13 protein-coding genes, 3 tRNA genes and 2 pseudogenes are annotated in these 17633 nt (G+C 71.3%); 9 read left to right on the top strand and 9 right to left on the bottom strand.

Features of this window, described 5'->3' with window-relative positions; all coding sequences use genetic code 11:
- Positions 1-61: 61 nt before the first annotated feature.
- The 4 genes and pseudogenes from AMK21_RS02680 to AMK21_RS33540 all read left to right on the top strand — a co-directional run.
- A complete protein-coding gene (locus tag AMK21_RS02680; protein ID WP_073873728.1) occupies positions 62-607 on the top strand; it encodes a DUF6230 family protein in 546 nt (181 codons plus the stop codon).
- Positions 598-960, top strand: a complete 363-nt coding sequence (locus tag AMK21_RS02675; RefSeq protein WP_267893893.1) for a DUF6114 domain-containing protein — start codon at positions 598-600, stop codon at positions 958-960. Before AMK21_RS02680 ends, AMK21_RS02675 begins: the two co-directional genes overlap by 10 nt.
- A complete protein-coding gene (locus AMK21_RS02670) occupies positions 957-1637 on the top strand; it encodes a hypothetical protein (protein WP_073873724.1) in 681 nt (226 codons plus the stop codon). Before AMK21_RS02675 ends, AMK21_RS02670 begins: the two co-directional genes overlap by 4 nt.
- Positions 1638-1957: 320 nt before the next feature.
- Positions 1958-2550, top strand: a pseudogene (locus tag AMK21_RS33540) (pyridine nucleotide-disulfide oxidoreductase); the annotation flags it as partial.
- 241 nt (positions 2551-2791) lie between these two features.
- On the opposite strand, the gene AMK21_RS02660 reads toward AMK21_RS33540, so the two are convergent.
- The 3 genes from AMK21_RS02660 to AMK21_RS02650 form a co-directional block, all read right to left on the bottom strand.
- Positions 2792-2865, bottom strand: a tRNA-Ile gene (locus AMK21_RS02660).
- A 234-nt stretch (positions 2866-3099) separates the two neighbouring features.
- A tRNA-Asn gene (locus AMK21_RS02655) sits at positions 3100-3172 on the bottom strand.
- A 5-nt stretch (positions 3173-3177) separates the two neighbouring features.
- Positions 3178-3250, bottom strand: a tRNA-Asn gene (locus tag AMK21_RS02650).
- A 182-nt stretch (positions 3251-3432) separates the two neighbouring features.
- Here AMK21_RS02650 and AMK21_RS02645 point away from each other — a divergent pair.
- The 4 genes from AMK21_RS02645 to AMK21_RS02630 all read left to right on the top strand — a co-directional run bounded on the left by AMK21_RS02645 (position 3433) and on the right by AMK21_RS02630 (position 9086).
- Positions 3433-3741, top strand: a complete 309-nt coding sequence (locus tag AMK21_RS02645) for a YtxH domain-containing protein (RefSeq protein ID WP_073873720.1) — start codon at positions 3433-3435, stop codon at positions 3739-3741.
- A 71-nt stretch (positions 3742-3812) separates the two neighbouring features.
- Positions 3813-5258, top strand: coding sequence for an FGGY family carbohydrate kinase (locus tag AMK21_RS02640; protein WP_073873718.1), 1446 nt, complete (start codon positions 3813-3815; stop codon positions 5256-5258).
- A gap of 166 nt (positions 5259-5424) precedes the next feature.
- A complete protein-coding gene (locus tag AMK21_RS02635; protein ID WP_073873716.1) occupies positions 5425-7158 on the top strand; it encodes an ABC transporter ATP-binding protein in 1734 nt (577 codons plus the stop codon).
- Positions 7158-9086 carry an ABC transporter ATP-binding protein gene (locus AMK21_RS02630; protein WP_073873714.1) on the top strand — a complete coding sequence of 643 codons (1929 nt, stop codon included), beginning with the start codon at positions 7158-7160 and terminating at the stop codon, positions 9084-9086. Before AMK21_RS02635 ends, AMK21_RS02630 begins: the two co-directional genes overlap by 1 nt.
- Positions 9087-9107: 21 nt before the next feature.
- Here AMK21_RS02630 and AMK21_RS02625 read toward each other — a convergent pair whose 3' ends face one another.
- The 6 genes and pseudogenes from AMK21_RS02625 to AMK21_RS02600 form a co-directional block, all read right to left on the bottom strand.
- Positions 9108-10223 carry an RNA polymerase sigma factor gene (locus tag AMK21_RS02625; protein ID WP_073873712.1) on the bottom strand — a complete coding sequence of 372 codons (1116 nt, stop codon included), beginning with the start codon at positions 10221-10223 and terminating at the stop codon, positions 9108-9110.
- Positions 10224-10370: 147 nt separating this feature from the next.
- Positions 10371-12293: a DNA primase gene (dnaG, locus tag AMK21_RS02620; RefSeq protein WP_073873710.1), complete on the bottom strand. Its 1923-nt coding sequence runs from the start codon at positions 12291-12293 to the stop codon at positions 10371-10373.
- Between the two features lie 70 nt (positions 12294-12363).
- A pseudogene (locus AMK21_RS02615) lies at positions 12364-12777 on the bottom strand (SAM-dependent methyltransferase); the annotation flags it as partial.
- Positions 12778-12864: 87 nt separating this feature from the next.
- Complete coding sequence (locus AMK21_RS02610; protein ID WP_073873708.1) at positions 12865-14124, bottom strand: NAD(P)/FAD-dependent oxidoreductase; 1260 nt, start codon at positions 14122-14124, stop codon at positions 12865-12867.
- Between the two features lie 136 nt (positions 14125-14260).
- Positions 14261-15613, bottom strand: coding sequence for a deoxyguanosinetriphosphate triphosphohydrolase (locus AMK21_RS02605; RefSeq protein WP_073873706.1), 1353 nt, complete (start codon positions 15611-15613; stop codon positions 14261-14263).
- A gap of 53 nt (positions 15614-15666) precedes the next feature.
- On the bottom strand, positions 15667-16629 hold the full coding sequence (locus AMK21_RS02600; RefSeq protein WP_073873704.1) for a sirohydrochlorin chelatase: 963 nt from the start codon (positions 16627-16629) through the stop codon (positions 15667-15669).
- A 208-nt stretch (positions 16630-16837) separates the two neighbouring features.
- Between AMK21_RS02600 and AMK21_RS02595 the strand changes: the two genes are divergently transcribed.
- Positions 16838-17617 (top strand): SanA/YdcF family protein, encoded by a 780-nt coding sequence (locus AMK21_RS02595; protein ID WP_234421806.1) that lies wholly within the window; start codon positions 16838-16840, stop codon positions 17615-17617.
- The last annotated feature ends 16 nt before the right edge of the window (positions 17618-17633 follow it).

Genomic DNA, 17633 nt, shown 5'->3' with positions numbered 1-17633 from the left:
CCGCCGTTCTCGGTCATCTGCTCGCCGGGGGGCCTACAGCTGGACCGGTTTCGCCGGCTGCATGACACTCGGGGTGGTCTGCGCGATGTCTTTGGCGTGGGCGGGCGCGGCCACCGGTGTGCCGATGTCTTTCGCGGTGTCCGGTACCGCGTTCAAGGTGTCTGCGAGCCGCCTGGAGGGCGAAGGGTTCGTGCAGTACGCGTCGGTGGACACGGACCGGGCGGGCAAGAGCCGACCGGTGGCCGTCACCGCGATTCGTTCGGCTTCCTTGCGGGATCTGTGTCAGTCCGTGATCACGCCGACCCCTTTGGGAGCAGTGACACTGCGGGTCGAAGCCGGGGAGAAGAGTCCGGTGCGCATCGACGACTTGGTGATCGATCTCGAACGGATGCGGGGGGAGATCACGTTCCGTGATCTGGAGCTGGGGCGGGACGCTGCGGACAGTCGGGTGCCGAGCGCCGCCGGGCCGGCCGGCGCCTACAGCCAGCAGGCCTCCGGTCTCGTCATTCGTGACTTGCGGCAGCAGACGAGTTCGATGACGGCCGGGATGTTCCATCTGACCGGGATGCGCCTGTCGGTGAGCGCCGGGCGGCACGAATGCTTCTGACCGGCCATCGGTGCGCTGCTCCTGGCCCGACGCGGCCGTGGACCCCAGCGGTGCTGGCCCTCGCGGCTGCTGCCACCGTCGTGGTGGTGCCGCTGGTGAACCTCCCGTTCCTGGCTCTGCAGCAGACCTGGGGGATGCTGCCGGTACTGACTGCCGCGGGGTGGGCCACGCTGGCCGTGCGGCTGTTGCTGCGGCCGCAGAACAGCCGCACAACCGGGGTGTGGATCATGGCCGTGTCGTTGCTGTCGTGGTTCACCGCTACGTTCGGCGGGTTGGGCGTGGGCCTGTTGCTGGGCCTGACGGCTGGATCCCTCGCCGTGGCGCGGCGCCCCTGCCCGGACGCGGCCGGGTGACGCTGCAGCAGGCATTGGCCGCCGGCACGGCGATGGCCTTGGTGCCGTGCTGGACGGGCGTGGCGGCCGGGAACGATCCCGCAGGCGTGAGGGGAGAGCAGACGGCTTCCAGCCCCGACCGGGTCACCGGAGATGCCGCGTCTGTTCCTGTCTGCGACGAAATAGCCGGTCAGGGTGGTTTGCCGGGTGGCCGGTCACTCGACGCTTCCCATCGGTTGCTGCGTTGTCTGAGCGCGGTGGTGAAATTGCGGCCGGCCGACGCGCACGACGCTGGCGTTGAGCGGGCATCTTTTACGGCGCAGCGTCTGGTGCTTGAGGGGCTGCGCGTCGAGGGGGCGTTCGATCGAGGTGAGGCGGTGGTGCGCTGCCGTGCTGAGCGGGTCGTGGTGGAGGAGGCGGTCCTGAGCTTTCCTGGTGGGATCGCTGGAGCATCCGGGAGCGTGCGGGCGTCCCGGATGGTGCTGGAAGGCCCGGTGGAGATGATGGCCCGGCAGGTGGAGGGGCGTTTGCTGGGTCTGCTGCCGGTGGTGCTGAGCGGCCCAACCCACACCTCCGTGTCCGTTCCGGCATTGACGGTGCAGTGGATGGAGCTCACCGATGTGCGGATCTCGGGATTGGTCCTGCGCACGAAGGCGGCGCACATTTCGGATGCTGATCTCCAAGTGGGCCACCGGTAGTCGCTACGGTGCTGAGGTTCTGTTGCGGCCACCACTGCGGCCTGCTCAGGTGGCTCTACCTCGACCTGCTGCCCCGCTGGCTCGGCCTCGGTGATTCCTCGGCGTACCTCTGGCTTCCTCCCCGCCGCCTAGCGAGCTCGTTAGACGAGAAGAAGATGGGCCGCGATTCCTACGAGGTGAAGTTCCTGCCGATCGGCCCCTGGGCCCTGTACTGCTCGCCATGCCCCGGCCCGCGTCGTCATCTGGCCGACGGTGGAAGCAACGCCGCGCGGGGATGTGGCGGGGGCCGAGCTGCCCGGCGTCGGCACGGCGGTGACCTGGTGACGCAAGTGGTGGATGTAGTGGTGACGGCGGCGGCCAGCAGGGTCCGCCCCCGGATACTACCTGCGCCGCCAGGACCTCGACTTCGTCGTCCTCGACGCCCCGCCCACGCCGGGCGGCGCATGGCAGCGCACATCACGTCGTCCAGTACCTGTCCGCGTACGAGAAGCGCTACGCCCTGGCAAGGTCCACCTGGTGGCGTCCCTTTCTTCCTGCCGCCCCAGGGCGCGAACCCTTCGCCGGCCGTCAGTTGCACAGCGTGCGGTACCGCAGCCCTCGCGAGTGCACAGGGCAGCGCGTTATCGTTGTCGGAGGAAGCAACTCCGGGGCCCAGATCGCCGCCGACCTCGCTCCTCACACCGAGCTGACCTGGGTCGCCCAACGGCCCGCGCGTTTCCTGGCCGACGACATCGACGGCCACGCTCTCTCCGACGCCACCGCCCGCCGCCGCGCACTGGGCACCGGGGACACGGGCGCAAGGGGAGTCGCCCCGCTGGGCGATATCGTCGCCGTCGCACCGGTCCGCGACGCACGGGATGCCGGCCTCCTCAAGGCCCAGCCGATGTTCACCCGCCTCACCGAGGACGGTGCGGTTACGCACCGATGCGGTGGGGCTCAATGGAGTGCGATGCCTCCCTCAGCGGGCGTGGGACCGTTCCACGACGCTCCCACGGAGGCGTCGATGCAAAGGCCCAGGTCAAAGCCCTCCAAAGCTCATATTCGATGCGTAAGGACCCACGTTCGTCATATCGCGTGAGGCGAACACCTCACGCGATATGACCGTGAAAAACGCGTTTCCCCAGGCCAGAACGATTCTGCCTGGGGACGCTCGGTGGGGCGGGTGGGACTCGAACCCACGGCCGACGGATTATGAGTCCGCTGCTCTAACCGGCTGAGCTACCGCCCCGTCTCGGCGTGGCGCGTACAAGTGTGCGCACCGTCTGCCGCAGCATAGCCGGTCATACGATCTCTCGCTTCGGATGGTCGACTTCGCCTGATCTTGACGACGGCGCTGCGTGCTGCCCGGTTGCAGGGGAGATCAAGAAGACCCGAAAGAGTCGCTCCGGGGGCCCGCGGGCGCCCCGGAACCGCATCGGCCGGGCACGCGAAAAAGGACCCCGAAGGGTCCTCTCCCGTTCCGCTCCCCCGACTGGACTCGAACCAGTAACCCTCCGGTTAACAGCCGAATGCTCTGCCAATTGAGCTACAGGGGATCGCGCTCCCCCGACTGGACTCGAACCAGTAACCTGCCGGTTAACAGCCGGCTGCTCTGCCAATTGAGCTACAGGGGATTGCTGCGTTGCTTCGAAATCGTACCTGCCTGGCGGCTGCCGGGCGGCGCGCGTTCGCTGCGACACATACATTAGCGCAAGCAGGGGGGTGCTCCGCCAATCGGTATCGCCCGGGGTGATCTCGGGTGCTCGCGGGTAGGCGGGCTGCACACGTCGCACCAAGCGTAGGAAGGGTGGCAGCCATGCGGTACCGGCTCACGTTCATCGCCGGAGTGGCCCTCGGATACGTGCTCGGCACGCGATCCGGGCGCGAGCGTTACGAGCAGCTGAAGAAGTCGGCCCGGCAGTTCACGGAGAACCCCGCCGTGCGCAACGCCGCCGAGAGTGCCGTGCACAGCGGCCGGGACATCGCCGGCAAGGCGTACCACTCGGTCAGCGACAAGGTCGGGGACAAGGTGCCCGCCTCCGTCGCCGAGCGCGTGCGGTCGCTGAAGGAGCGCAGCAGCCAGAACGGCGGCGCCGAGGACGACTGGGGGACGACCAACACCTGACGGGCCTCCGTAGGCCTCGTCACGTGAGGCGGCTGTTACGGGAAAGTCCCGCGGTGCGGCAGAATCTGCGTATGGGCATAGTCGCGGGGCTGGACAGTTCTTCCGCCTTCACTCACATCGTCGTCTGCGACACGGACTCGGGCGCCGTGCTCCGGGAGGGCTACGCCGCCCACCCGGTCGAGGCCAAGGCCACCGAGGTCGATCCGCAGGCCTGGCTGCTCTCCCTCGGTGAGGCGGCCTCCGGCGGGCTGCTCGAAGGTGTGCAGGCCATCGGCGTCTCCGCCCAGCAGCACGGGCTCGTACCACTGGACCGGCAGGGCAATCTCGTGCGTCCCGCGCTGCTCGGCAACGACCGGCGGGCGCAGGTGGCCGCGGCCGATCTCGTCGACGCGCTGGGGGGCCGGCAGGCCTGGGCCGAGGCGGTCGGGGCCGTACCGCAGGCCTCACAGCCCGTGGCGAAGCTGCGGTGGCTGGCGCGGACCGAGCCGGAGAACGCGCAGCGGGTGGCCGCCGTGATGCAGCCGCACGACTGGCTCGTTTGGCAGTTGCTGGGCCGGCCCGCCCGGCGGACCACGGACCGGGGCGCCGCCTCGGGTACCGGTTACTGGTCGGCCGGGTCCGCCGCCTACCGGCCCGACCTGGTGGAGCTTGCGCTCGGGCACCCCGCCGCGCTGCCCGAGGTGCTCGGGCCCGCCGACTCCGCCGGGACCACGCCCGAGGGGCTCCTGATCTCCGCGGGGACCGGCGAGACCATGGCCGCCGCCTTCGGGCTCGGGGTCGCGGTGGGCGACGCGGTGGTGTCGCTGGGGGCCTCCGGGTCCGTGATGGCGGTGCACCACGAGGCGCTCGCCGACCCGCACGGGATGATCACCTCCTTCGCCGACGCCACCGGGATGCACCTGCCGGTGGTTCATGTTTCCAATGCCGTACGGGCGTTGCGCGGGACCACCGAGATGCTCGGCCTGGACGGGCTGGAGGAGTTGTCGGCGTCGGCCCTGAAGTCCACGCCGGGAGCGTCCGGGCTGGTGCTGCTGCCGTACTTGGAAGGCGAGCGCACCCCGCAGCTCCCGCACACGGCCGGCACCCTCAGCGGGCTGCGGCGCGAGTCGATGAAGCCGGAGCACCTGGCGCGGGCCGCGTTCGAGGGAATGCTCTGCTCGCTGGCCGACGCCCTGGACGTCCTTCGCGGGCGGGGGGTGGAGGTGCGACGCGTGTTCCTGCTGGGCGCGGCCGCCGAGCTGCCCGCCGTACAGGCGCTGGCTCCAGCGGTGTTCGGCACGCAGGTCGTCGTACCGCAGCCCGCACAGTACGCCGCGCTCGGTGCGGCCCGGCAGGCGGCGTGGGCGTTGGGGGTCTCGCAGGGCACCCTCGACCCGCGCACTCCCCCCGCCTGGCAGGGCGCGGCCGCACAGGTGCTGGAGCCGGGCGAGGAGCTCGCGGTCGGGCGGGCGGTGCGCCAGCAGTACGGGGCGACACGGGACCAGATCCACCCCGGGGCCTTCGGCCGGGGTCAGTAGGAGGATCGGCCCGTCCCTGTCTGCCCCTCCGGGGCGGTGGAACGCGCGTCCACCCGTGCGCGCGCTCCGGCCTTGACCGGAGTTCGGGGAAAACGGCTCGCCCTCCGGGTACGGCGCACGCGAAACTGGGTCGGCCTCTGCCCTCCGCCGACTCCGAGAGACACGCGTGCTCATAAAACTCCTGCGGGCCCACCTGGGCCCGTACAAGAAACCCATCGCGCTGCTGGTCCTCCTCCAGCTGCTCCAGACCTGCGCCACGCTGTATCTGCCCAGCCTGAACGCGGACATCATTGACAACGGTGTCGTCAAGGGCGATACCGGCCACATCCTGGAGTTCGGCGGTCTCATGATCGCCGTCAGCGTTCTCCAGGTGCTCTGCAACGTGGGCGCCGTCTTCTACGGGGCCCGGACCGCTTCGGCACTGGGCCGGGACGTGCGGGGAGCCGTCTTCGACCGGGTGCAGTCGTTCTCGGCCCGGGAGCTCGGGCGCTTCGGGGCGCCCTCGCTGATCACCCGGACCACCAACGACGTCCAGCAGGTCCAGATGCTGGTGCTGATGGCGTTCACGCTCATGGTGTCGGCGCCGATCATGTGTGTCGGCGGCATCATCATGGCTCTCGGGCAGGACGTGCCGCTGTCGGCGGTGCTGCTGGCGGTGGTTCCGGTGCTCGGCGTCTCGGTGACCCTCATCGTGAGGAGGATGCGGCCGCTGTTCCGGACGATGCAGGAGCGGCTGGACACCGTGAACCGGGTGCTGCGCGAGCAGATCACCGGCAACCGGGTGATCCGGGCGTTCGTGCGCGACGGGTACGAGGAGAAGCGCTTCCGGGGGGCCAACACCGAGCTGACCGACGTGTCGGTGGCGACCGGGCGGCTGATGGCGCTGATGTTCCCGACCGTGATGACGGTGGTCAACCTGTCGTCCGTCGCGGTGGTGTGGTTCGGCGCGCACCGCATCGACAGCGGCGGGATGCAGATCGGTGCGCTGACCGCGTTCCTCGCCTATCTGATGCAGATCGTGATGGCCGTGATGATGGCCACCTTCATGTTCATGATGGTGCCGCGCGCCGAGGTGTGCGCCGAGCGCATCGCGGAGGTGCTGGACACCGATTCCAGTGTGGTTCCGCCCGTCTCCCCCGTCACCGGGCTGCGGCGGCACGGGCATCTGGAAGTGCGCGGCGCGGAGTTCCGTTACCCGGGTGCCGAGGAGCCGGTGCTGCGGGCGGTGGATCTGGTGGCGAGACCCGGGGAGACCACCGCGATCATCGGGTCGACCGGCAGCGGGAAGTCCACGCTGCTCGGTCTCGTACCCCGGCTGTTCGATGTGACGGACGGCGAGGTGCTGGTCGACGGCGAGGACGTGCGGACGCTCGATCCGGTGCTGCTGGCGAAGACGGTGAGCCTGGTGCCGCAGAAGCCGTACCTCTTCTCGGGGACGGTCGCGACGAACCTGCGGTACGGGAATCCCGACGCCACCGACGAGGAACTCTGGCACGCGCTGGAGGTGGCGCAGGCCAAGGGGTTCGTGGAGGGGCTCGAGCACGGTCTCGACGCGCCGATCGCGCAGGGCGGCACCAATGTGTCGGGCGGTCAGCGGCAGCGGCTCGCCATCGCCCGGACGCTGGTGCAGCGGCCGGAGATCTATCTCTTCGACGACTCGTTCTCGGCGCTGGACTACGCGACCGACGCCGCTCTGCGGGCGGCGCTGGCCCGCGAGACGGCCGGGGTGACCGTGGTGATCGTGGCGCAGCGCGTCTCCACGATCCGCGACGCCGACCGGATCCTGGTGCTGGACGAGGGGCGGGTCGTGGGCAGCGGCAGTCATCACGAGCTGATGGAAGGCAATGAAACGTACCGGGAGATCGTGCTCTCCCAGCTGACGGAAGCGGAGGCCGCGTGATGGCCGGTCCGGGCGGACGGATGATGGCCGGGGGCGCGCCCACCGAGCGATCGATGGATTTCAAGGGGTCGAGCAAGCGGCTGCTGAGACGGTTCGGCCGGGAGAAGGCCTCGCTGTATCTGATGCTGGGCGCGGTGACGGCCAGCGTGGCGCTGTCGGTGGCCGGGCCGAAGATCCTCGGGAAGGCGACCGACCTGATATTCGCCGGGGTGGTCGGCCGACAGATGCGGGTGGGCACGACGAAGGCCGAGGTGATCGAGGGGCTGCGCCAGGAGGGCAGCGGCTCGATGGCCGACATGCTCTCGGGGGTGGACTTCACTCCGGGGCAGGGCATCGACTTCGGTGCGGTGGGCGGTGTCTTGCTGGCTGTGCTGGTGATCTATGTGGCCGCCGGGGCGCTGATGCTGGTCGCCACGCGGCTGTCGATCCGGGTGATCAACCGGATCGTCTTCCAGCTGCGGGAGGACCTCCAGACGAAGCTGGCGCGGCTGCCGCTGTCGTACTTCGACCGGGCCAAGCGCGGTGAGGTGCTGAGCCGGGCGACCAACGACATCGACAACATCTCGCAGACGCTCCAGCAGACGATGGGCCAGCTCATCAACTCAGTTCTGACGATCGTCGGCGTACTGATCATGATGGTCTGGATCTCGCCGCTGCTGGCCCTGGTCGCGCTGGTGACGATCCCGCTCTCGGTGGTCGTGGCGACGCGGGTCGGCAAGCTGTCGCAGCCGCAGTTCGTGCGGCAGTGGCGGGTGACGGGGAAGCTCAACGCCCATGTCGAGGAGATGTACACCGGGCACAACCTGGTGAAGGTCTTCGGGCGGCAGGAGGAGTCCGCGAGGGACTTCGCCGAGCAGAACGACGCGCTGTACGAGGCCGGGTTCAAGGCGCAGTTCGCCAGCGGGATCATGCAGCCGCTGATGATGTTCATCTCCAACCTGAACTACGTGCTGGTGGCCGTCGTCGGCGGTCTGCGGGTCGCCTCGGGCACCCTGTCGATCGGTGACGTCCAGGCCTTCATCCAGTACTCCCGGCAGTTCTCGATGCCGCTGACGCAGGTCGCCTCGATGGCCAACCTGGTGCAGTCCGGCATCGCGTCGGCCGAGCGGGTCTTCGAGCTGCTGGACGCGGAGGAGCAGGGCGCGGACCCGGCGGACGGTGAGCGTCCGAAGGAGCTGCTGGGGCGGGTCTCGCTGGAGAAGGTGTCCTTCCGCTACGACCCGGAGAAGCCGCTCATCGAGGATCTGTCGCTGAGCGTGGAGCCGGGGCAGACGGTCGCGATCGTCGGTCCGACGGGGGCGGGCAAGACCACGCTGGTCAATCTGCTGATGCGGTTCTACGAGGTGACCGGCGGGCGGATAGCGCTCGACGGGGTCGACGCGGCGCGGATGAGCCGGGACGATCTGCGGTCGCGGATCGGCATGGTGCTCCAGGACACCTGGCTGTTCGGCGGTTCCATAGCGGAGAACATCGCGTACGGCGCTGCGCGCGAGGTCAGCCGGGAAGAGATCGAGGAGGCGGCCCGGGCGGCGCACGCGGACCGGTTCATCCGGACGCTGCCCGACGGGTACGACTCGGTGATCGACGACGAGGGGTCCGGGGTCAGCGCGGGCGAGAAACAGCTGATCACCATCGCGCGGGCGTTCCTCTCCGACCCGGTGATCCTGGTCCTGGACGAGGCGACCAGTTCGGTGGACACCCGGACCGAGGTGCTGATCCAGAAGGCGATGGCGCGGCTGGCCCATGGGCGTACGTCGTTCGTGATCGCGCACCGGCTCTCGACCATCCGGGACGCTGACGTGATCCTCGTGATGGAGAGCGGGTCGATCGTGGAACAGGGCACGCATGACGAGCTGTTGGCGACCGGGGGCGCGTATGCCCGGTTGTACGCCGCCCAGTTCGCGGAGGCGGTGGCGGAGGTGGACTGAGGCCGGGGTGCCGGCCCGGGATCAGTCCAGGTAGCCGCGGAGCTGGTCGGCGAAGGCGTGGTCCCGCAGCCTGCTGAGGGTTTTGGACTCGATCTGGCGGATGCGTTCGCGCGTCACGCCGAAGATCCGGCCGATCTCCTCCAGGGTGCGGGGCCGCCCGTCGTCCAGGCCGTAGCGGAGCTGGACGACCTTGCGTTCGCGCTCGCCGAGGGTGGTGAGGACCGCCTCCAGGTGTTGGCGCAGGAGGAGGAAGGCGGCGGACTCGACCGGTGAGGCGGCGTCGCCGTCCTCGATGAGGTCGCCGAAGGAGACGTCGTCCTCCTCGCCGACGGGAGCGTGGAGGGAGACCGGCTCCTGGGCCAGGCGCAGGACCTCGGTGACCCGCTCCGGGGTCAGGTCGAGCTGGGCGGCGACCTCTTCGGCGGTCGGCTCGTAGCCGCGTTCCTGGAGCATCCGGCGCTGGACGCGGACCACGCGGTTGATCAGCTCCACGACGTGGACGGGGACGCGGATGGTGCGGGCCTGGTCGGCCAGCGCGCGGGACATGGCCTGGCGGATCCACCAGGTCGCGTACGTCGAGAACTTGTAGCCCCGGGCGTAGTCGAACTTCTCCACCGCCCGGATCAGGCCGAGGTTCCCCTCCTGGACCAGGTCGAGCATGGTCAGGCCCCGGCCCACGTACCGCTTGGCGACGGAGACGACCAGGCGGAGGTTGGCCTCGATGAGCCGGCGCTTGGCCGTGCGGCCCATGACCACGAGCCGGTCCAGGTCGCCGGCGAGCCGGGAGTCCAGGTCCGGGGTGTTCGCGAGGCGCTCCTCGGCGAAGAGTCCGGCCTCCACGCGGCGGGCCAGCTCGACCTCGTCGGCGGCGCTGAGCAGCGGGATGCGGCCGATCTCCCGCAGGTACTGCCGGAAGAGGTCGGAGGTGGGGCCGCCGCTGTCCGTCCGGCTCCGCGCCTCGCGGGGTTCGGGGGCGTGCTCCGCTTCCTCCATGACGGCCTCGGGTGCGCTCGCGGGCGGGCGGGCCGCCCTCTCCGGCGGGTTCTCCGGGGAGTTCTCCGGGTGGTGGACGGCCCGGTTCTGCACGGGAATCGCCGACATGTGCTCGGTCGTGGTCGACACGGTCCGGATCTGCACGGGGGCGACCTCCAGGTGATCGCTGCCGGATGACTCTGGCAGCCCCAGTGTGGGGCACGGCACAGGGTTGCCACGAGGGGCGTGCGGGGACTTTCTGATTCCGGTCGGTCACCGCCGGTTACTGCTCCCGACGGTCCTGGTACGCGCTCAGAGCGCGTCGGCGCCCTTCGCCCGCAGGGACTGCGCGTACTGCTGGAGCACCCAGACCTCGTTCTGCGCGGCCGCGAGGTCGTGGGGTGCCACGTTGCTGCCGAGGCGGGCGAGGCTGCCCTGCACCTCGTTGATGCGGCGGTCGACGGCGCGCAGCCGGACGTGGACCAGCTGCATACCGGCGTACGTCTCGTCGATCGTCCTGCCCATGAAGACCTCGACGGCCAGCTCGGTGACGAGGGAGCGCACGGTGTTGTCGGGGGCCGCGTCCATGACGGCGACCAGATACTCGCGGTCGTCGCCGAGGCCCCGCTCGGCGCCGCCCGCCTCCGCGATGCACTGGCGCACGGCCGCGTAGGGCGGGGCGGTGAACTCGTCCGCGCCGTACGCGTCGAAGGCCGGGGAGACCAGGGCGGGCTTCTGGAGGGCGAGCTTGAGCAGCTCGCGCTCGGTGCGGTGGGCGGGGCTGCGGAGGTTGAGCGCGGGGCCGGAGGGGGCGGCGGGGGCCTGGACGGCCTGCTGGGGTGCGCCGCCGCGCCGGTCCTGGGGGCCGCCCGGCCCGCGGCCGCCGCGTGAGTCGCCGCCCTTGTCACGGGCCCAGCGGGCGAGCTGGGCGACGCGGTGGACGACGAACTCCTGGTCGAGGATGCCGACGAGCCCGGCGAGCTGGACGGCCACCTCACGCTGCACACTGCTGGTCTTGATCTTGGCGACGACGGCGGCGGCCTCGTCGAGCGCGGACGCCCGGCCCGCCGGGGTCTCCAGGTCGTACCGGCCGACGATCTGGCGCAGCGCGAACTCGAAGAGCGGGGTGCGCGGCTCGACCAGGTCGCGTACGGCGTCATCGCCCTTGGCGAGCCGCAGGTCGCACGGGTCCATGTTGTCCGGGGCGATGGCGATGTACGTCTCGGCGGCGAACTTCTGGTCGTCCTCGAAGGCGCGCAGTGCGGCCTTCTGGCCGGCCGAGTCGCCGTCGAAGGTGAAGATCACGCGGGCGCTGCCGTTGTCCATGAGGAGGCGGCGCAGGATCTTGATGTGGTCGTTGCCGAAGGCGGTGCCGCAGGTGGCGATGGCGGTGGTGACCCCTGCGAGATGGCAGGCCATGACGTCGGTGTAGCCCTCGACGACGACGGCCCGGCTGGCCTTGGCGATGTCCTTCTTGGCCAGGTCGATGCCGTACAGCACCTGGGACTTCTTGTAGATCGGGGTCTCGGGGGTGTTCAGGTACTTCGGGCCGTTGTCGTCGTCGCGGAGCCTGCGGGCGCCGAAGCCGACGATCTCGCCCGCGGTGTCGCTGATCGGCCACATCAGCCGGCCTCGGAAGCGGTCGATGGGGCCGCGGCGGCCGTCCTGGGAGAGGCCGGAGGTGATCAGCTCCTTGTCGCTGAAGCCCTTGCCGCGCAGATAGCGGGTGAGGTGGTCCCAGCCGGCCGGGCTGTAGCCGACGCGGAAGTGGGTCGCGGCGTCCTGGTCGAAGCCGCGCTCGGCGAGGAACTTCCGGCCGATCTCGGCCTCGGGGCTCTCCAGCGCGCGGACGTAGAAGTCGGCGGCGGCCTGGTGGGCCTCGATCAGCCGGATGCGTTCGCCGCGCTGGTGGGAGGGGTTGTAGCCGCCCTCCTCGTACCGCAGGGTGATGCCCGCCTTGGCGGCGAGGCGCTCGACCGTCTCCGAGAAGGAGAGGTGGTCGATCTTCATCACGAAGGCGATGGTGTCGCCGCCCTCCTGGCAGCCGAAGCAGTGGAACAGGCCCTTGGCGGGACTGACCTGGAAGGAGGGGGACTTCTCGTCGTGGAAGGGGCAGAGTCCCTTGAGGTTTCCGCCACCCGCGTTGCGCAGCTGGAGGTATTCGGACACGACGGAGTCGATCGGGACCGCGTCCCGTACCGCCTTCACGTCGTCGTCATTGATCCTGCCAGCCACGGATGAAGTCTACGGGTGGGCGACGACAACCCGACGCCCGCAGGGACTCCGCCCCGGCCGGAGCGCGTGGTCAGCCGGTCCGGCGGGCGGCCCAGGCGGTGCGTTCGGTGCGTACGGCGAGGTCGTCGCGGCGCAGGAGCGAGCCGGGGCCTTCGGTGTCGAGCAGCCCGTCGAGCGCGGCCAGGTCCGCAGGCGCGAGTGCCCCTGCCACGCTGTGGCGCAGGCTGCCGAGGGCGTAGGCGCCGACGGCCCCGCCGCGGGAGCCGCCGGTGCTGTTGATGTTCACCGTGATGACCCGCTCGTCCTCGACGGTGAATCCGGCCCCGGTCAGCTTCGGGCCCCAGTCGGCGCCGCGGTGGGGCACGTGTTCGGCGTGGCAGCGGTCGCTCGCCTCATGGCAGCGCGCCTCCAGGCCGGGCCGGTCCTCGGGCGCGGCCTCGGGCAGGAAGCGGGGGAAGCCGGAGAGCTCCACCACGGCGAACAGTCGTCGGTGCTGTGCTCCGTGCGCAACACCGTATGCCCGGGGAGCAGCGGATCGTCCCGGGGTGCTCCGCTGCTCCCCGGCGGGTCGTCAGAGGAGGGACGCCAGCTCCACCGAGGGGTCGGCCAGAGCCTCCGGGTCGTGCCGCTGACCGGCCCGGACCAGCTCCTGGATGGTCTCCGTCACGTCCCACACGTTGACGTTCATCCCGGCCAGGACGCGGCGGTCCTTGAGCCAGAAAGCGATGAACTCCCGCTTACCCGCGTCGCCCCGGATGATCACCTCGTCGTAGGAGCCGGGTGGCGCCCAGCCGGAGTACTCCAGGCCCAGGTCGTACTGGTCGGAGAAGAAGTACGGCACCCGGTCGTACGTCACGTCCTGGCCGAGCATGGAGCGGGCGGCGGCCGGTCCGCTGTTGAGGGCGTTGGCCCAGTGCTCGACGCGCAGCCGGACGCCGAGCAGCGGGTGGGCGACGGCGGCGACGTCCCCCGCGGCGTAGATGTGCGGGTCGGAGGTGCGCAGCGAGGCGTCCACGGCGACGCCGCCGCCCCGCGCCCGCTCGGCCATCTCCAGCCCCGCGGCCTCGGCGAGGGCGGAGCGGGGCGCGGCGCCGATCGCGGCGAGCACGTCGTGGGCGGGGTGCTCCTCGCCGTCGTCGGTGCGGGCGGCCAGCACCATGCCGTCCTGGCCGACGATCTCGGTGAGGCGGGCGCCGAAGTGGAAGCGGACGCCGTGGGAGCTGTGCAGTTCGGTGAAGATCTGGCCCAGCTCGGGGCCGACGACCTGGTGCAGCGGGGTGGGCTCCGGCTCGACGACGGTGACCTCGGCTCCGTACCCCCGGGCGGCTGCGGCGACCTCCAGGCCGATCCAGCCGCCCCCGGCGATCACCAGGTGGCCGTTGTCGCGGCCGAGGGCGGCCAGCACGTTGCGCAGCCGGTCGGCGTGGGCGAGGCGGCGCAGGTGGTGGACGCCCGCCAGGTCGGTGCCGGGGACGTCGAGGCGGCGCGGTTCGGAGCCGGTGGCGAGCAGCAGCTTGTCGTAGTGGATGACGGTGTTGTCGCCGAGCTGAACGGTCTTCGCGTACCGGTCGAGGACCGTGACGGGCTGGCCGAGGTGCAGTTCGACGTCGGCGCCCGCGTACCAGGGGCGCTCGTGCACGAAGACGCTGTCGCGTTCCTCCTTGCCACCGAGGTAACCCTTGGAGAGCGGCGGTCGCTCATAGGGGTGGTCGCGCTCGTCCCCGATGAGGATCACCCGGCCGGTGAACCCCTCCGCGCGGAGCGTTTCGGCCGCCTTCGCCCCTGCGAGTCCCGCTCCGACGATGACGAATGTCCGATGTGCGTCGACCACTTGATGCCTCCTCAGTGCTGTGCTGCGCGGCGCCCCCGGCTGCGAGCGTCCCGCACGCAGCGTGATGGCGAAAGAGGGTGTGCCCCGGACAGGTCACACCCAGTGGTCATTTCTCCGGTCTTCTCCAGTCTGCCCCTCAGCCGCGGCGCGCGGTGAGCGCGGCGTGCAGGGATCGTGCGGAGGCGTCGGTGAGCGCCGCGATCTGGTCGACGAGGACACGCTTACGGGTGTGGTTGTCGGGCGCCTGGTCGAACAGGGCCCGGAAGTGCGGCTCCAGTCCCTCGGGGGCGCGGGCGGTGAGGGCGGCGGCCAGCTCGGCGATGACGACGCGCTGCTCGGCGCGGAGGGTCTCCTGCTCGGCGCGCTGCATCACGTAACGGTCGGCGACCGCCTTGAGGACCGCGCACTCGTTGCGGACCGTGCGCGGAACGACGAGCTCCGCCCCGTACCGGGTGAGGCGGCCGGGACCGTAGAGCTCGCGGGTGGCCGTCTCGGCCTCGGTGCAGAACCGGCCGATGAGCTGACTGGTGGCGTCCTTCAGGCGGGCCTGAGCCACGGCGGAGCCGTCGTACCCGTGCGGCCACCACTCCTGGTCGATCAGCCGGTCCAGCGCCTCCGCCAGCTCCTGCGGGTCGGTGTCCACGGGGACGTACCGGCCGATGGCGACGGCGAAGATCTCCTCGCGCTCCGGCTCGGCGTAGAGGCAGTTGGGGTCGATGTGCCCGGCGTGCAGCCCGTCCTCGAAGTCGTGCACCGAGTACGCCACGTCGTCGGACCAGTCCATCACCTGGGCCTCGAAGCAGGTCCGGTCCTCGGGTGCCCCCTTCCGCGCCCACTCGAAGACCGGCAGGTCGTCCGCGTACACCCCGAACTTCGCCGAGTGCGGGTCGGTGGGGTGCGCGCCGCGCGGCCAGGGGTACTTGGTGGCGGCGTCCAGGGCGGCCCGGGTCAGGTTGAGGCCGACGCTGACCAGCTCGCCGGTGCGCGGGTCGTGGACGAACCGCTTCGGCTCCAGGCGGGTCAGCAGCCGCAGCGACTGGGCGTTGCCCTCGAAGCCGCCGCAGTCGGAGGCGAAGTCGTTGAGCGCCTGTTCGCCGTTGTGGCCGAACGGCGGGTGGCCCATGTCGTGGGAGAGGCAGGCCGTCTCCACGAGGTCCGGATCGCAGCCGAGGACCGCGCCCAGCTCGCGGCCGACCTGCGCGCACTCCAGGGAGTGGGTGAGCCGGGTGCGAGGGCTGGCGTCCCAGACGAGCGAACGCGTGCCGGGTGTGACCACCTGGGTCTTCCCGGCGAGCCGGCGCAGCGCGGCGGAGTGCAGCACCCGGGCCCGGTCGCGCTGGAAGGCGGTGCGGCCGGGGCGCTTGTCCTGCTCGGTGTCGAAGCGCTCGGTGTCGGCGGGGCCGTAGCCGCTCCCGGTGCCCCGCTCACTGTGCGTGCCTGATGTGCCGTGTGTCTGATCTGCCCCGTGTACGCCCTGTGTGCCGTCCATGGTCCCGACAGTAGCGACCGGGACGGACAACGTGTCGTGAGCGGGCCGGGGAGTCAGGCGGAAGCGAGCAAGCTCACCGTCTCGGACGGCGCGATGGCGGACAGTGCCTGGTCGTAGCGGTGGAGGAGCAGGCGGGCCATGGCGGGGTGGGCGCCGAGCGGAACGGCGGCGGTGCGGGGTGCGGCGCTCGCGGCGGCACTCGCGAAGCGGCCGGGCGCGGTGAAGTACGAGGCGACGAAGGTCCGGTGCCGGCCCCGGGCGGCCAGTGCGCGCAGCGCGGCGGGGACGGTGGGGGCCGCGGCGGAGGCGTACGCGGGTACGACGGGCACCCCGCCGAGCCGTTCGGCGAGCATCCGCGCCGTACGGCGGGTGTCCTGGGCGGAGTCGGGGTCGCGGGACCCGGCGGCGGCGAGGACCACGGCGGCGCGGCGGCGCCCCTCGTCGGCGGGGTCCCAGCCCGCCTCCACGAGCCGCCCGTACAGCGCCTCGACCAGCAGGGGGTGCGGCCCGAGGGGGGCGGCGATCCGGGTGCGTACGGAGGGGGCGGCGGCCGCGGCGGCGGGCAGGTCGTGCTTGACGTGGTGGCCGCGCCCCAGGAGCAGCGGTACGAGGACGGCGTCGGCCCCGCGCAGGCCGTCCAGGGTGTCCGGGAGGAGCGGCTGGTTCAGCTCGATGTGGCCGAGGCGGACGTCGAGGCCGGGGCGCAGGTCGCGGACCCGGTCCAGGAGCGCGAGGACGGTCCGCAGGGCCTGCGGGTCGCGGCTGCCGTGGGCGACGACGAGGAGGGTGGGCGGGGTGGCCTCGGCGGTGGAAGGCCGGGGCGCGGCGGGGGGCCGGGTGCGGTGCATGGGCCTGCGGGTTCCGTTCCGGGAGAGGAGTCCGAGCTGGTTGGAGAGCTGGGCGGTGACACGGGTGAGGAGCTGCGCGGTGCTGTCGAGGGGCACGGTGCTGTGGCCGCCGCTGTCGGTGGGCTCAAGCGGTGGCCGACGAGGCTGCTGCGTGGACGGCTCCGTCATGGACCGATGGTGCCGGGCGGAGGTTGCCGGGCCGTTGCGCGAGGGTCACGGGGGTTTTCCGCCCCCTCACGGCGGGGTGGTGGCCGGTGTGCGGGGCGGGGGCCTGCATCCGTTTCTGCCGGTCGGCGAACCTTTCGGGCGTTTCGCTCGTCAGGTGGGGTGGGACCGAACGACGGTACGGACGACGAGGGGGGCTCTCGTGCGAGGGATGCGAAGGGCGCGGCACACGCCGGGAGAGCGGGCGGCGTCGGGGGCGCGGCCCGCGTCGGAAGGCAGCGCGAGGGGGCACGGACCGTGGCTGCGGCTGCCCCGGCTCTCCGCGCTCCGGCTGCCTCGCTCCCGCCGTGGCCGGCGGCTCGCCGTGCAGGGTCTGATGGCCCTCTGCGTGCTGGCGCTGCTGCCCGCGACCTGGATGCGGATGGGATCCGACGCGCGGGTGGGGACCACGGCGGACGCCCCGGCCCGGGAGGTCGCCATGGTCTTCGGCGCCGGGCTCTGGAAGGGCCGGCCGACCCCGTATCTGGCCCACCGGCTGGACGCGGCGGCCGAGCTGTACCGCACCGGGAAGGTGAAGGTCGTCCTGGTCACCGGGGACAACAGCCGGGTGGAGTACGACGAGCCCGACGCGATGCGCACGTATCTGACCGAGCGCGGGGTGCCGGACGGCCGGATCGTCAGCGACTACGCCGGGTTCGACAGCTGGGACTCCTGCGTGCGGGCCAAGAAGATATTCGGGGTCGACCGGGCGGTGCTGGTGAGCCAGGGATTCCACATCCACCGGGCGACCACGCTGTGCCGTTCCGCCGGGATCGACGCGTACGGGGTCGCGGTCGACGAGCCACGGGACGCGACCTGGTACTACGGCGGCACCCGGGAGCTGGCCGCGTCGGGCAAGGCGGCTCTGGACGCCCTGTTCCGCCCCGACCCGCGCTTCCTGGGGCCTCAGGAGGTGGGCGTGACGGAGGCACTGGCGTCGGCGACGCCGTGACGTGGGGGCGGCGGGG

It is taken from the genome of Streptomyces sp. CB00316, assembly GCF_001905595.1.
Lineage (GTDB): Bacteria > Actinomycetota > Actinomycetes > Streptomycetales > Streptomycetaceae > Streptomyces.
This window is presented reverse-complemented; position numbering and strand designations above follow the sequence as displayed.